This is a genomic window from Burkholderia sp. Bp9004, assembly GCF_003858025.1.
In the GTDB taxonomy this organism is placed as follows: domain Bacteria; phylum Pseudomonadota; class Gammaproteobacteria; order Burkholderiales; family Burkholderiaceae; genus Burkholderia; species Burkholderia diffusa.
Genome location: NZ_QTQD01000035.1, coordinates 50,272 through 64,927 on the forward strand (window position 1 = coordinate 50,272; position 14,656 = coordinate 64,927).

The following is a 14,656-nucleotide window of genomic DNA, read 5'->3' on the forward strand; positions in this document are numbered from 1 at the left end:
CTTCAAGCCGCATGACGGCGATTTTACGGAACGGCGACACGCCGTCCTTCCGTCCTGCTGCCTTGCACGGCCAGCCCCGTGGGTCGTCGGTTCAAAGGGAATGCACGCCCGCGCAGGGCGAGCGGCCCCGTGTCGTGCGCGCGAAATCAATTCAGTACAACACGCGCCCGGCCATTTTGAACCGGCAAGTTAACCGACATCCGGAAACACAGAGGGGGCAGTAAACCATGATTACCTTCACGTAGTCGGCCGGCCGTCTTTTCGAATAATCCGTCATTGGCATTTCTCGTCGCTGTTGATTAACGGCGAGGGACTTCCTTTGCCGGCGTTTTCGCAGCACTGAACGATTCTTTCAACAATCGAGGTTTCAGTCATGTCGATCAACATTCACAAGATGCGTTACCTGCCGCTGGTCGCCGCACTCGCGCTCGCCGGGTGCGGCGGCGATGACAGCGGTGTCGGCTCGGCTTCCGCGCTCAGCTCTGCCGGCGCGCCGCACTCGAGCTCGTCGCCCGCCGCCAACACGCCGCCGAGCGCGTCCAATGTCGACAAGAGCGTGTCGCCTGTCGAACTGCCGGACACCGTGGTACCCGTCAACTACCGGTTGTGGTTCCGACCGAACGATGCGCTGAACGCGTTCGACGGGCGCGCCGACGTCGAGATCAAGGTGCTCAAGCCGGTCAACAACATCGTGATCGCCGGTCACCGGATCAAGTTCACGAACGGCCGCATCACGCTGCAGCCGGGCAACATCCAGCTGATCGCGACGCCGCAGGACAAGGGCGACTTCTACCAGCTGCGTCCCGTCGCCGGTACGATCTCGCCGGGCAACTATTCGCTCCACATGGAGTGGTCGGGCATCATCAACTTCAAGTCGTACGACGATCCGGCCACGCAGACGGGCGGCAGTTGCGGCGACGATCCGTATCCGGGCTGCTCGGCCGCGGAAGGCGTGTTCCGCGTCGACCTGAAGAGCACCGACGGCACGACGAGCGGCGCGATCCTCACGCAGGGCGAAACCAACCTGTCGCGCCAGTGGTTCCCGGGTTGGGACGAGCCGGCATTCCGGCCGACTTATGAAGTGACGGCCGAAGTGCCGCAGAACTGGCGCGTCGTGTCGAACGCGGCCGAGAAACCGTCGACCAACGTCGGCGGCGGCTACAAGCTCGTGCAGTTCGAGAAGACGCCGCCGATGCCGTCGTACCTGCTGTTCTTCGGCGGCGGCATGTTCGACACCTACGAGGACGATTTCTCGAGCCCCCTGCCGGGCGGCAAGGGCGGCCTGCACCTGCGCGTGTTCACGCCGCCGGGCATGAGCGACTGGGCGAAGCCGGCGATGGACCGCACCAAGCAGGCGCTCGACTTCTACTACCGCTACACGGGCATCCCGCTGCCGCTGACGAAGTTCGACACGGTCGCCGCGAACGATGCGTTCAAGGAGCAGAAGGACCTGAACTTCGGCGGGATGGAGAACTGGGGGTCGATCCTCGAGTTCGCCGACGACATCCTGCCGCAACCGGGCCAGCCGATGTCGCACTACGGTAACGAGGTGCTGACGCACGAAGTCGCGCACCAGTGGTTCGGCGACCTCGTCACGACCGACTGGTGGGACAACGTCTGGCTCAATGAATCGTTCGCGACGTTCTTCGAGACGAAGACGACGATCCAGTTCTTCCCCGACGAGTTCAGTTGGCTCGATCAGGTGAAGAACAAGTATCGCGTGATCAATCGCGACATCGGCCCGAACGCATTCCCGGTCGCGCCGAACTTCAATGACTGGGCGTCGAACGACTTCGTGCTGAGCGCGAGCGCGTTCACCTACGACAAGGGCGGCCACGTGCTGAAGACGCTCGAGAACTATCTCGGCGAGCAAACCTTGCGCAAGGGCTTGCAGCAATACCTGGTCGATTACTCGTTCGGCAACGGCACACCGAAGCGCCTGTGGGACGCGCTGTCGAAGGCGAGCGGCCAGCCGGTCGGCCCGATCGGCGACAGCTACGTGCGCCAGACGGGCGTGCCGCTGATCTCGCTCGACACGCAGTGCGACATGACGAAGAACCAGACGGTCGTCACGCTGAAACAGCAGCCGTTCCCGAACAAGAACGCGTATCCGGGCCTGCAGTGGACGGTGCCGATCACGCTCGCGTACGGCCAGGGGCTCGCGAAACACACGACGCTCGCGCTGAAGGATACGCAGACGCAGACGCGGATCGACGGATGCACGGGCGTGGTCGCGGATCCGAGTGGTCTCGACTACTACGTCGTGAACTACAGCGACGCCGCGTGGAGCGGCCTGCTCACGCAGGTCAACGGCTCGACCGATCCGGTGCTGCTCGCGAACCTGAAGAGCGAGGCCGCGCTGCTCGTCGCGAACAACCTCGCGCCGGCTTCGCGTTCGACGTCGATCGGCTCGGTCGCCTCGCCGGCCGCGATGAAGCTGCGCCAGACGCCGAGCTTCGGCGGCATCGCGCCGACGGTGAAGGAACGTCCGTCGCTGCGCTACCAGGGCATGTTCAAGCCGCGCAAGACGCTGGTTCAGTAACGTCGTGGTCCGGCCGGCCGGTGCCGCGGAGTTTGCGGCGCCGGCCGGCGTTCAATCTTTCACGTCCTTCGGCAGGCTCCGGATGCGGGGCCTGTTTTTTTGCGGCCGCCGCTAGCGATCATCGCGCCGGCGAAACGCCCACCACGCGGCGAGCGCGGTAAAGCCCGCGACCAGCAGCACCATCAGCCAGAACCCGTGCTTGTTCTCCGAGAACGGCACGCCGCCGACGTTCATCCCGAAGAAGCCCGCGACGATGTTGATCGGCAGTGCGATCACGGTCACCAGCGTCAGCGTGAACAGCGTCCGGTTGTTCTGCTCGTCGAGCCGCGAACCGATCTCTTCCTGCAACAGCTTGATCCGCTCGTTGAGCCCCGACAGGTCGGCGAGCACCAGCGAGAATTCCTCGGTCGACTCGCGCAGTTCCTGCACGTCTTCGGCGTGCAGCCACGCGGGCGGCTTCGCGAGCAGCCGGAAGATCGACCCCGGCTCGGGCGCGAGCATGCGCTGCAGCCGCGTCAGCGTACGGCGCATCGCGCCGAGTTCGACGCGATTCGACGTGAGGCGTTGCGACAGGAAGCGATCCTCGATGCGGTCGACGTCGATGCTCGTGCGCCGCATGATCTGGATCAGCAGGTCGGCCTGGTCGCGCAGCAGGTGCACGAGCAGTTCGGCCGGCGACCGGAACTGTTCGCCGTCGCGCACGCAGGCGCGCAGCGTGTCGACCGAGCGCAGCGGCTTGAGCCGCGCGGTGACCATGATGCGCCGCTCGACGTGGACGAACAGCGTCGCGATTTCCGACGGCGTCAGTTCGAGGTTGAACATCACGTCGTTCACGATCGCGCGCAACGCGCCGTCCTCCTGCTCGATGCGCGTCGAGCGCGATCCTTCGTGAAGGAATTCGAAGAAGCTGTCGGGCAATCCGAGGTGCGTGCGCATCCAGCGCTCGCTCGCGCCGTGCGCGAGATTGAAGTGCAGCCAGACGAAATCGTCCGAGGCAGCTGCCTCGCGCGCGCGGCACGTGCGCAGCCATGCGGCGGCCGCGTCGGCATCGAGCATCGCACCCGATCCGCCCGGGACGAAGTGGAATCCGCACACCATGCCGGACGTATCGGCGCCGTAAGTCTGTACGATCAGATCCATCGTGTCGAAGGTCATGCGGCGCGGCCGCGCCGCGCATCGCGCATTGCGGCGCTACGCCGGGAAATGAAAGGAAACGTATGCCCGACGTATGCGACATTTTCGTGACGGGGTCACACACGGACGTCCGGCGTCGGACAGCCCCCAAAAGCAATGCGCCGCCCATTGGGCGGCGCATGTGCGATGAGCAGGCCGGCGTGACGCCTCGCTACTGCCGCGTCTCCGACTGCGCGGCGGTCGGGCAGGCGGGATCCTTGCCCCAATGGCCGTCGCAGACGCGCCACCGGCACAGCTGATCCTCGAAGAAGCCGCGCTCCGAGCACTCCTTCACGCGCGCTGCGAGCGAACCGCCCGTCGTGGCGGCCGTCTTGGTCGGCACGACCTGCCCCTTCTGCGCGGCGACCTTCTTGTCCGCCGGCTTCGTGCGTGCGACGAGCGCGGCGAGCAGGTCCGCATCCGGGTCGTCCTTCCCGGCGGCCTTTGCGCTCGCGGTACGGGTCGTCGCGTCGCGACGCTTCTTCGCCTGCGCGAGCTCCGCCTGCTGTTCCTTGTGGTGCTTGCGGGCCTCCGCCTTCGCGTCGGCCTTCGCATCGGCCTTGCTGCGTGCGGCGACCTTGCCGCTCTGCGCGGCGTCGGCCTTCGCGGTTTTCGCTGTCGCAGCCGCGGCGGCGGCCGTCGCGGCGACGGCGCCAGCCGTGGCCGCGCCCGATGCATCGTCGGCACCGTTCGCGAGCGCGCGCGACAAGCGGCTGTTGTCCGCGCCCGACGCGCCCGATGCGGACGCAACGGTCTGGGACGCCGCATCGTCATTGACGATCGTGGCCGGTTGCGCGGCAGGAGCGGCCGACGCGGCATTCTGCGCGACCTCCACGGCGCCGCCGCTGGCCGCCTCGGCCTTCGCCGCTGCCTGCGCGGGCGCGGCGGCCACGACGGCCTGCTCGCCGGATTGCTGCTGCCAGCGCCATGCCCCCCAGCCGCCGACGGCGACCACGAGCGCGACGACGGCCGCGATCGGCCCCTTCAGCGAGCGGCGCGGCGCTTCGGCCGGCGGCGTGACACGTCCTTCCAGATTCGCGAGAATGCGCGACTGCTGCGGTCCACCCTCACCTGCCGGTTTGGTATCGGACAGCAGGCTCGGCGGGGTTTTCGAATTTGAATTTTCCGGCGCACTCATTCAGCGTCTCATTGAATCCTGGTTTAATTCACCGCGATAATATAGCCCGGCCTCTCAAAGCAGCCTGATTCTAAGAGCAAGCATTGCAAAACACAATCAATTCCAATTTCCGGGGATTTCGTTGATTGCCGTCGCACTCGTCGCCTATTTCGCCCTTGCCGTCGCGGTCGCGGCACTGTTGCTTTTACCGGGTATCCGCACGGCGGTTTTCGAATCCGTCGCCCAGTTTCACGGCCGTCTGACGCGCCGTGCGAACGCTCGCGCCGCACGCACGCGAAGTCAGATTGTTAAATCGGCAACCGTTACGCGCGGCGCATTAAGCGATGTGCAAAATTTACTGATTCGGCGGCGCTTGATGATTATGGTGTCGGCAGGTATTCTTGCGACGCCGCCATTGGTGGCCATTGCGTTACGCGGTCGGCAATTGTTTCAGTACGACGACACGGCGCGCGTGCCGGACGAGAAGATCGCCGCGCTGCTGCAGGGCGAACAGCTCGTGCCGCCCCCGCCGTTGCCGCCGGAAGTCTTTGCCACGAAGGAAGTCGAACAGGTGCGGCCGGCACTGAAGGACGCGAGCCGCGACTGGAACCTGCTGGATCCCGATTTCCGTACGCGTTTGCTGCTGGTCTACAAGATCATGCACGAACAATATGGTTACGAGATGGCGCTGCTGGAAGGTTATCGGAGCCCGGAACGACAGAACCGGCTCGCGCAAATGGGCACCAACGTGACCAATGCGGCGGCCTTCCAGAGTTATCACCAATTCGGGCTCGCGAGCGACAACGCGTTTCTGCGCGACGGCAAGCTGGTCATTTCCGAGAAAGATCCCTGGGCGATGCGCGGCTACCAGTTGTACGGACAGGTTGCCGAACAGGTCGGCCTGACCTGGGGAGGCCGATGGAAAATGATGGATCTCGGGCACGTGGAATACCATAAACCCGGTTTTAAACTGGGACGCGGCAGCTAGTCAGGGCTGCCGGACAAGAAATAATGAGGGCGGCATGGGGCTTTTTAATCATCCGGCAGGAAACGATTTGAGCGGCGCAATCGATCGGGCATTCCGTTGCACGATTTTTTCCGATCGCCGCTTCCGTTTTAATTCTCACAGCGTCCTTTCATTATTGCGCGCGCCTTCTCCGATGCCGCGGGCGCATTGATGCCAGCCCCCTTCATCCCGTTTGACAGCATGGCGACACATCGCGGCGCCACGCTTGCCGCTCGGCGCGCCTGCGTCGCCTCACCGAATCGCACCGGAACCTGAACGTCCTATGCAACGCATCCTCAACGTGCTGACTCATCCGCGTACGCTCTCGATTGTCGGGATCATCGCGCTAGCGGCGATTCTCTTCATCGTCGCCGACATGCTGCAGCTGCCGCTCCTGTGGGCGGCGATCGCCTTCGCGGCGATCCTCGTGCTGTGGCTTGGCGTCGCGTTGGTACGCCGCTGGCGCGTGAAGCGCGCGAACCAGCAGCTCGGCCAGGTGCTGGAAGAGCAGGCGGAAACCGGCAAGATCGCCGCGCCGGCCGCGGCCGCGCTCGCACCCGACACCAAGACCGCCGACCTCGACGTGCTGCGCACGCGCCTCTCCGACGCGGTCAAGACGATCAAGACGTCGAAGATCGGCCAGGTGTCGGGCGGCTCCGCGCTGTACGAGCTGCCGTGGTACATCGTCATCGGCAACCCGGCCGCCGGCAAGAGCAGCGCGGTGCTGAACTCCGGCCTGCAGTTTCCGTTCGCGGACAAGAACAGCGCCGTGATCCACGGCATCGGCGGCACGCGTAACTGCGACTGGTTCTTCACGACCGAAGGAATCCTGCTCGACACGGCCGGCCGCTACTCGGTGCACGAGGAAGACCGCAGCGAATGGCTCGGCTTTCTTGGCCTGCTGAAGCGTTATCGCCCGAAGGCGCCGATCAACGGCATCATCGTTACCGCGAGCATCGCCGAACTGACCGGCAACCGCCCGGAATTCGCGATCAACCTCGCGAAAAACCTCCGCCAGCGCGTTCAGGAGCTGACGGAAAAGCTCGAGGTGTTCGCGCCGGTCTACGTGATGTTCACGAAGGCCGACCTGATCACCGGCTTCACCGAATTCTTCAGCAGCAGCGACAAGCACGAATACGACCGCGTGTGGGGCGCCACCCTGCCCTACGAGCCGGACGACAAGCGCGACGTCGTCGCGCAGTTCGACACGCACTTCGAGGAACTCTACGAAGGGCTGAAGGAAATCAGCGTCGCGCAGCTGTCGCTGTCGCGCGGCAACCAGCTGTCGCCGGGCCAGTTGAGCTTCCCGCTCGAATTCTCGACGATCAAGCCGTCGCTGCGCGCGTTCCTCGCGACGCTGTTCGAGAACAACCCGTTCCAGTACAAGCCGATCTTCCGCGGCTTCTACTTCACCAGCGCGCTGCAGGAAGGCGAAACCAACAGCGCCGCCGCGCAGCGCATCGCGCACCGCTTCGGCCTCGACGCGAGCGCGCTGCCGAAGCCGCACAGCGCGTTTTCGAAGAACGGCTTCTTCCTGCGCGACCTGTTCTCGAAGGTGATCTTCGCGGATCGCCAGACCGTGCGCCAGTTCGCGAGCCCGACCAAGACCCGGCTGCGCTATGCGACCTTCTTCGGCTTCGTCGCGGCGCTCGCGCTCGCGCTCGGCGGCTGGACCTGGTCGACGATCGGCAACCAGCAACTCGTCGCGAACGTGCAGGCCGACCTCGACAACGTCACGCGCCTGCAGCAGGGCCGCAACGATCTGCAGTCGCGTCTGCAGGCGATGGATATCCTGGAAGACCGGATCGAACAGCTCGAACAGTTCCGCCGCGACAAGCCGGTGTCGGTGTCGCTCGGCCTGTACCAGGGTGACCGTCTCGAACAGCACCTGCTGACCGAGTACTACAACGGCGTGCGCCAGATCCTGCTGGCGCCGGTCTCGCAGAACCTCGCGTCGTTCATGAAGGATGTGAACGCGCACCCCGAACAGCTCGTGCCGATGACGCGCCCGCCCGAATCGGGCGCCGTGCAGGGCGGCCCGATTCCCGTGTCGACGAACCCGCCGGGCGCCACGCCGCTCGCCGGCGCCGCGCAAGGCGCATCCGCCGCGACCGCCGCCGCGCCGCAACAGGCGGCGGCACCGCAGGGCGGGTTGTACAGCGACGCGTCGCCGACCAACGTGCAGGACGCGTACAACGCGCTGAAGACTTACCTGATGCTGTCCGACAAGCGTCACGTCGAACAGGCGCACCTGACCGACCAGCTCGCACGCTTCTGGCGCGGCTGGCTCGAGACGAATCGCGGCAACATGCCGCGCGACGAGATGATCAAGAGCGCCGAGCGCATGATCTCGTTCTACCTCGCGCGCGTAAACGACGACGACTGGCCGATGATCGACGCGAACCTCGCGCTCGTCGACCAGACCCGCGAGAACCTGCGCCGCGTCGTGCGCGGCATGCCGGCCCGCCAGCGCGTCTATGAGGAAATCAAGGCGCGCGCGTCGACCCGCTTCGCGCCGATGACCATCGCGCGCATCGTCGGCGACGGCAACCAGGGGCTGGTCGCCGGCAGCTATGCGATTCCGGGCACGTTCACGCGCGAAGCGTGGTTCGACTACGTGCAGCCGGCGATCCGCGACGCGGCGACCAAGGAACTGCAGGCGAAGGACTGGGTGCTGAACACGTCGACGCAGGACGACCTGACGCTGGAAGGCAGTCCCGAGCAGATCCAGAAGACGCTCGTCGGCATGTACAAGACCGAATACGCGCAGCACTGGCAGAAGTTCATGCAGGGTATCGCGGTGCAGGGCTTCAGCAGCTTCGGCCAGGCCGTCGACGGGATGAACCGCCTCGGCGATCCGCAGGATTCGCCGATCCGCAAGATCCTCGAAACCGCGTACGACCAGACGTCGTGGGACAACCCGTCGCTGGCGAACGTCGCGATCAAGAAGGCGCAGACCGGCGTCGTGAACTGGGTCAAGCAACTGTTCACGCGCTCGCAGGCCGGCCAGGTGGCGGCCGCGAACATCGACATCAACGGCAATCCGGCCGAGGTGCCGATGGGTCCGATCGGCCAGGAGTTCATCGGGCTCGCGCGGATCGTCACGACGCACGACGGCACGTCGATGCTCAAGGGCTACATGGACTCGCTGTCGAAGGTCCGTACACGCTTCAACGTGATCAAGAACCAGGGCGACCCCGGCCCCGGCGCGCGCCAGCTGATGCAGCAGACGCTCGACGGCAACGGCTCGGAACTGGCCGATTCGCTGAAGTTCGTCGACGAGCAGATGCTGACGGGTCTGACCGATTCGCAACGCAAGTCGCTGCGTCCGCTCCTGGTGCGCCCGCTGATGCAGGCGTTCTCGGTGGTGATCCAGCCGGCAAGCGCCGAAGTCAACAAGGTGTGGAACGCGCAGGTCTACCAGCCGTTCCAGAGCTCGCTCGCGACGAAGTACCCGTTCGCGGCGAACGCGAAGGTCGAGGCCGGCGCCGGTGAAATCGCGCAGGTGTTCGGTCCGGACGGCGCGATCGCGAAGTTCGTCGGCACGACGCTGGGCCCGCTCGCGGTGCGCCGCGGCGACACGCTCGCGGCCCGCACGTGGGGCGACATGGGCATCGGCCTTACACCCGACTTCACGAACGGCTTCGCGCGCTGGGTCGCCCCGCTCGCCGGCGGCGCCGCGGGCGGCGCGGCCGCGGCGGCCGAACCGCAGACCGTGTTCCAGATCCTGCCGCAACCGAGCACGGGCACGACGGAATACACGATCGCGATCGACGGCCAGCAACTGCGCTACCGCAACACGCCGCCGCAATGGACCAACTTCGTGTGGCCGAACCCGCAGGGCTCGCCGGGCGCGACGCTGTCCGCGACGACCTTCGACGGCCGCACCGTGCAACTCGTCAACGAACCGGGCCGCTACGGTCTCGAGAAGCTGATCAACTCGGCGCAGCGCAAGCGCCGTCCGGACGGCACCTTCGACCTCACGTGGGTCCAGGGCAGCGTGAACGTGTCGGTGACGATGCGCATCATCAGCACGTCGCAGCCGACGAGCGGCGGCGGCGACCAGCCGCAGCAGCAGAGCCTGCGCGGCCTGCAGCTGCCGTCGTCGGTCGCCGACGCGAGCGCGGGTGCCGCGCAGAACGCGACGCAGGCCGGCACGGGCACGCCGGCCGCGGCACCGACACCGGCACCGGCACCGGCCGTCGCGGCCGCCACCGCAACGAATGCACAGGGGGCGCAATGACGCAAACCGTTCAGGCGCAGATCGCCTACTTCGGCAAGATTCCGTCGCGCGGCGACTTCGTGAAGAGCCCGCACAATCCGCAGCTGCTGCAGACGCTCGATCGCTGGATCGCGCAGGCGCTCGAACTGCTCGCGGAAGATCCGCGCTGGAAGATCGTCTATGAGGATGCGAAGCCGATGCATTTCGCGTTCCTCGGCTCGCGCAGCAAGCTCGCGATCGCGGGCCACATGGTCGCGAGCCACGACGTGTCGATGCGCCGCTTCCCGTTTCTCGGTGCGACCGCGCTCGAGGTCGACCGGCCGCTCGCGTTCCTCGCGCGCAGCCCGCTCGCGTTCGCCCGGCTGTGGTCGCGCGTCGCCGCGCAGATGCCGCCGCTGCTCGCGAAGGAGGAGCCGCCCGGCGCGCTGCAGGCGCTCGGCGACACGCAGGTGCCGATCGACGTCGGCGGCCCCGGCACGTCGCATGACGGCACCTTCAACGACTTCATCGAACACCAGTCGCTGTACGGCCTGCAGCAGATGCTGCTCGAAAGCGGCCATCCGGTCCGGCTGCGCGGCGCCATGCTCGCGCTCGGCTCGCTCTTGCGGCCCGTGATGCAGAGCGGCTCGTCGCACATCGAGCGCGGCCTGACGCTGCCGCTGCCCGTCGATCCGTTCTACCGAAGCCTCGTCGCCGCGTTCTGGCTCGAACTGATCGCACCGTTCGTCGCGCAGGCCGACTTCGAGCTCGCGATCTTCATCGGCACGATCGCCGAGCGCGAACGGCTGATCATCGGCTTCAACGGCGCGTCGTCGAAGACGCTGCTGAGCGTCGTCGACCCGCAGACCTACGCCGCCCACAACATCGACATCGACGATCCCGAATGGATCGACGCCCATGCGCAAAACGATCAGCAGATCAGCAAGCTCGTCAGCTACCTCGACCAACCGCAACTCTCGCTGCGCGTCGCCATCGACGCGTTCCGCGAAGCGTTCATCGGAGGCTGACGGGATGCAACGCACGAATCACGTCCGGCGCATGCGCTTCTCGGCGTTCGTTGCCGCCCTCGCCGCCGCCGGCCTCGTCGCCAGCGGCGCGGCCTACGCGCAGAACACCGGCGGCGCGACCGTCACGCCGATCGGCAACGGCACGGTCGCGACGACCGCGCTGCCGTCGTCCAACACGAACCCCGGCGCCGCGCCTGCTACCGCCTCCGGCACGGTGGTGCACGGCACGGCCGGCACGATCTCGCCGCCGCCCGCGAACGCGACACCCGGCCAGGTGGTGGTCGGCGGCAAGGTGCCGGACGAGGCGACCAAGGCCGCCGTGCTGCAGAAGCTGCGCGACACCTACGGCGCGGTGAATGTAGTCGACCAGATCGAGGTCGGCGACGTCGCGACGCCGCCGAACTGGAGCGCGAACGTGCAGAAGCTGCTTGGTGCGCAGCTCAAGCAGATCAGCAAGGGGCAACTGAAGATCAACGGCACGCAGATCGAGATGAAGGGCGAGGTGCACAACGAAGCGCAGCGCCAGCAGCTCGCGAGCGACATGGCGAACACGCTGAACCCGACTTACACGATCAAGAACGGGCTGCGCGTGTCGGCATCCGAGCAGGGTGTGCTCGACCAGACGCTCGCGAACCGGACGATCGAGTTCGAGACCGGCAGCGCGACGCTGACGCCGCAGGGCAAGCTGATCCTCGACCAGATGGCGGCCGCCCTCGCGAAGATGCAGAACCGCACGGTCGACATCATCGGCCACACCGACAACTCGGGAAACCGGACGTCGAACATCGCGCTGAGTCAGGCGCGCGCGGATGCGGTGAAGGGTTATCTGATCACGAAGAGCATCCCGCCGCAGCAGATGACGACGACGGGCGTCGGGCCGGATCAGCCGATCGCGCCGAATGACACGGCGGATGGAAGGGCGAGGAATCGGCGGATCGAGTTCAGGGTGGGGCAGTAGGCGGAGGTTCGGCTGTGCGGCGAGCCGGTGGCAGGATACCGGCAGACTCGTCCCGCCGGATCGTGCAGCCCCCATCTCCCCGCATTGTCAACAGGCCGATCGCCTGACCGACCGACTACTGAATCCGGCCATTCCAGTGAAATACGCAATGCGCTGCTTGCGGTCGGCCATTCTTCTGCTCTTCGGTGCGGCCTTCGTGCTGATGGGTGTAGCTGGCGCCGTCAATTCTGCCATCCTCGTTCGCGCTCGTGTGTGGCCTCACGTCCCCGCCATTGTCGAGCGATGCGAGTTGTCTCTGCGATATGGCAAATCCGATGCGACATGGGAGGCGCGCGCCGTCTTCCGCTATGGCGCGGGACAGACGCAGCAGTACGATACAGCGTGGCAGCCCGCCGAGTCGCCGGTGTATTCGCGTTCGGCCGCCTCGAACATCAGCCACGAACAGTTCGCAGCGTTCACGAAGACGTACTGCAATGCGGCCGCGAACGATGGCCTGCGCGTTTCGCCGATGTTTCCCGGCATTGCGCGGCGCAACGAAGCGGTTGAGGGCGGAGCATGGGTGCGTGAAATCGGATTCGGCCTATTCGCCCTGATCGGCGGATTGATGCTGTGTGCGACGAGCATTTCGATGCTGCCGTGGATCGAGGATAGGAAGAAGCAATCGTTGAGGCGAAAGACTCGGCGCGCGCGGAAACGTATCGGCGGTTCGTGACTCGCGCCGGCAGACCGGATTCGGATCAGACGTCGTATCGTGCCGGTCGGGGCGCGACGGCTGATCGTTGCGCGGGAAGGAAACGTACTGCGTTCCCGTCATCCGGGTCGAGTTTGATTCTCTCAGCCACGCTGCTTTTCCTCTGCACGTGACGGCGGCAACAAGCCGTCTGGAACCGCCGGCAAGGCAACCGGCTCGAACTGGCCGGTCGTCAATTCGGATAGGACGCTCTTCGGCAGAGACCGCATCGACGTTGCAAACACGCCAGGCCGATCCGCAGCGGCTTTCAAGACGCGCTGAACCTCCGGATGCGCGTCAAAACGGCTATTCACCAGCAAGGCGTAGTACGCGTACTGCTTCAAGTCATCTGAATCGGTCAGGCGGTATTTCAACCATGCTGCCGCCACGATACGCGCGATACGGCGAAACTGCTGGTCTTCGCGTTCGTCGTATCGCTTGCTCAACTGCACCTGATAGTTGGTCGACATCCAGTGCGACACATCGATCATCGGAATACGCGATTCGTCCATCGGCGTGCCGGGAAACTGAAGCTCGATGTGGCGATCCGGATAAAAATGAACTGCAAGAATTCGGCTGCCCACATTTTCCGGAAACTTTGACGGAGGCAGCACAACCTTTGCTTCGGCGTGAAACGTCTGTTCGTCGCCCTTATGCCACTGGTCAACGTCGTAGTAGTCCCATTTGACGATGAACTCGGTCCCCTTGAGCTGATAGCAACAAGTCACGCCCCCACCGCCCCCCGGCATGCTGTCGCCACCGCCGCCTGCCTTGTTGCCATGAGCATCGGTGATCGTGAATTTATCCAGGTTATAGGGCAGGTAGTTCTGAGCCATGACCGAAATCCCGCTGTATGTCAGCTCCGGCTTGCCGCACGCCGCCATGGCCGTCACGAGCAGGCACCCTGCCAGAACACGGCTCACCAGACTCGAAAATCTCACTGCCCTATTCAATGATGTTTTCCCTTCCGAATATTGCCCAGCATGCCCTTCCGACGTATCGATTTTAGTTGTCCACTCGGTAAATGCGATTTTTTATCTACGTAAATGACGATATGTCCGACAGCAACGGCAACATCAATCGCGACAACAATCGGGGCCGAAATCGCGCGGCATCCGCAGGCTGGCCGATATCGCAGCTGATCTCGAACATACCCGGATAAGTAACCATTCCGATCCGTTCTCGGCTTCCTCCGACATGACGGACGAAACGGTATCGAGCAATCCGAGGAACTCCATCTGGATCGATACGCCCTCAGCGACTTTCACCCCGCGGACATCTCGAGTTACTTCCTTCTATTGTGAACCGCCACAAGCTTTCCGTTCGCGAAAGCAAACCACTTCCCCCCAACGCTTAGCAGGACGCAGCCAGGCAGCCATCGAACGTCGTCAATATCCAACTTGTCGCTAACCGGCAAGACGGCAGCGGGTTTTTGGCGGAAGTCGTACAGGGAGATTACCGGTGGGTCTGAAAAACCACCGCTGAAGTCTTCGACGATCAGCCGCGAGACGGCCTTGTCCTGTTCTTTCGAATCCGGATAGTAGACATAGCGTGAACCGTAAAGGTGATCGAATTGCTTGCCATCGAGCTCGACGTCAAATGTAACGCCGTCGCTTCCCGGCCGGACGATCTTTGATATCTGCAATGTGCCCGCAACGGTGCGGATCGTATCGTGATCCCCACCGGAGGTCTGCGCCTTGACATTGATGCAACAGATCGTCATCAACACTACAACAAACGACTTCAACAAGCCCCCCTAAAAAGTGGGGTTCGTACCACCGACGACAGTCACAAGATCCAACAGTGGGCGAACATCTTCAAGTTTCGAAGCAGCGCATGCGAAGTTCTTGAAGTTGACACCTGTGTCGATGAGATGGCTCAACCACAGGCGATGAGCCTTG

The 14,656-nt window shown here is 64.6% G+C and carries 10 protein-coding genes; 6 read left to right on the top strand and 4 right to left on the bottom strand.

What is annotated here, in order from left to right; translation table 11 throughout:
- The first annotated feature begins 373 nt into the window (after positions 1 to 373).
- Positions 374 to 2,542, top strand: coding sequence for a M1 family metallopeptidase (locus DIE08_RS29410; RefSeq protein WP_124629103.1), 2,169 nt, complete (start codon positions 374 to 376; stop codon positions 2,540 to 2,542).
- 111 nt (positions 2,543 to 2,653) lie between these two features.
- On the opposite strand, the gene DIE08_RS29415 is transcribed toward DIE08_RS29410, so the two are convergent.
- Together DIE08_RS29415 and DIE08_RS29420 are read right to left on the bottom strand one after the other, a co-directional pair.
- Positions 2,654 to 3,682, bottom strand: coding sequence for a transporter (locus DIE08_RS29415; RefSeq protein ID WP_124905101.1), 1,029 nt, complete (start codon positions 3,680 to 3,682; stop codon positions 2,654 to 2,656).
- Between the two features lie 205 nt (positions 3,683 to 3,887).
- Positions 3,888 to 4,853 carry a phage tail protein gene (locus DIE08_RS29420; RefSeq protein WP_124905081.1) on the bottom strand — a complete coding sequence of 322 codons (966 nt, stop codon included), beginning with the start codon at positions 4,851 to 4,853 and terminating at the stop codon, positions 3,888 to 3,890.
- 121 nt (positions 4,854 to 4,974) lie between these two features.
- On the opposite strand from DIE08_RS29420, the gene DIE08_RS29425 reads away from it, so the two are divergent.
- The 5 genes from DIE08_RS29425 to DIE08_RS29445 all read left to right on the top strand — a co-directional run bounded on the left by DIE08_RS29425 (position 4,975) and on the right by DIE08_RS29445 (position 12,737).
- Positions 4,975 to 5,820 carry a M15 family metallopeptidase gene (locus DIE08_RS29425; RefSeq protein WP_059607874.1) on the top strand — a complete coding sequence of 282 codons (846 nt, stop codon included), beginning with the start codon at positions 4,975 to 4,977 and terminating at the stop codon, positions 5,818 to 5,820.
- A gap of 301 nt (positions 5,821 to 6,121) precedes the next feature.
- Positions 6,122 to 10,081, top strand: a complete 3,960-nt coding sequence (gene tssM / locus DIE08_RS29430) for a type VI secretion system membrane subunit TssM (protein ID WP_124905083.1) — start codon at positions 6,122 to 6,124, stop codon at positions 10,079 to 10,081.
- Entirely contained in the window at positions 10,078 to 11,067 is a 990-nt protein-coding gene (gene tagF / locus DIE08_RS29435; protein ID WP_059607872.1) for a type VI secretion system-associated protein TagF, read from the top strand. Before tssM ends, tagF begins: the two co-directional genes overlap by 4 nt.
- Positions 11,068 to 11,071: 4 nt before the next feature.
- Positions 11,072 to 12,025, top strand: a complete 954-nt coding sequence (locus tag DIE08_RS29440; protein WP_124905085.1) for an OmpA family protein — start codon at positions 11,072 to 11,074, stop codon at positions 12,023 to 12,025.
- A 136-nt stretch (positions 12,026 to 12,161) separates the two neighbouring features.
- Positions 12,162 to 12,737 (top strand): DUF3592 domain-containing protein, encoded by a 576-nt coding sequence (locus tag DIE08_RS29445; RefSeq protein WP_124905087.1) that lies wholly within the window; start codon positions 12,162 to 12,164, stop codon positions 12,735 to 12,737.
- Positions 12,738 to 12,859: 122 nt separating this feature from the next.
- Here DIE08_RS29445 and DIE08_RS29450 read toward each other — a convergent pair whose 3' ends face one another.
- Positions 12,860 to 13,639: a DUF3304 domain-containing protein gene (locus tag DIE08_RS29450; protein WP_124905103.1), complete on the bottom strand. Its 780-nt coding sequence runs from the start codon at positions 13,637 to 13,639 to the stop codon at positions 12,860 to 12,862.
- Between the two features lie 401 nt (positions 13,640 to 14,040).
- Complete coding sequence (locus DIE08_RS36365; protein ID WP_260436581.1) at positions 14,041 to 14,502, bottom strand: hypothetical protein; 462 nt, start codon at positions 14,500 to 14,502, stop codon at positions 14,041 to 14,043.
- Positions 14,503 to 14,656: the final 154 nt, after the last annotated feature.

Excerpts from the sequence above, each read along its gene's own strand:
- DIE08_RS29410 (WP_124629103.1), top strand. The coding sequence starts at position 374 with ATGTCGATCAACATTCACAAGATGCGTTACCTGCCGCTGGTCGCCGCA.
- DIE08_RS29415 (WP_124905101.1), bottom strand. The coding sequence starts at position 3,682 with ATGGATCTGATCGTACAGACTTACGGCGCCGATACGTCCGGCATGGTG.
- DIE08_RS29420 (WP_124905081.1), bottom strand. The coding sequence starts at position 4,853 with ATGAGTGCGCCGGAAAATTCAAATTCGAAAACCCCGCCGAGCCTGCTG.
- tssM (WP_124905083.1), top strand. The coding sequence starts at position 6,122 with ATGCAACGCATCCTCAACGTGCTGACTCATCCGCGTACGCTCTCGATT.
- tagF (WP_059607872.1), top strand. The coding sequence starts at position 10,078 with ATGACGCAAACCGTTCAGGCGCAGATCGCCTACTTCGGCAAGATTCCG.
- DIE08_RS29440 (WP_124905085.1), top strand. The coding sequence starts at position 11,072 with ATGCAACGCACGAATCACGTCCGGCGCATGCGCTTCTCGGCGTTCGTT.
- DIE08_RS29450 (WP_124905103.1), bottom strand. The coding sequence starts at position 13,639 with ATGGCGGCGTGCGGCAAGCCGGAGCTGACATACAGCGGGATTTCGGTC.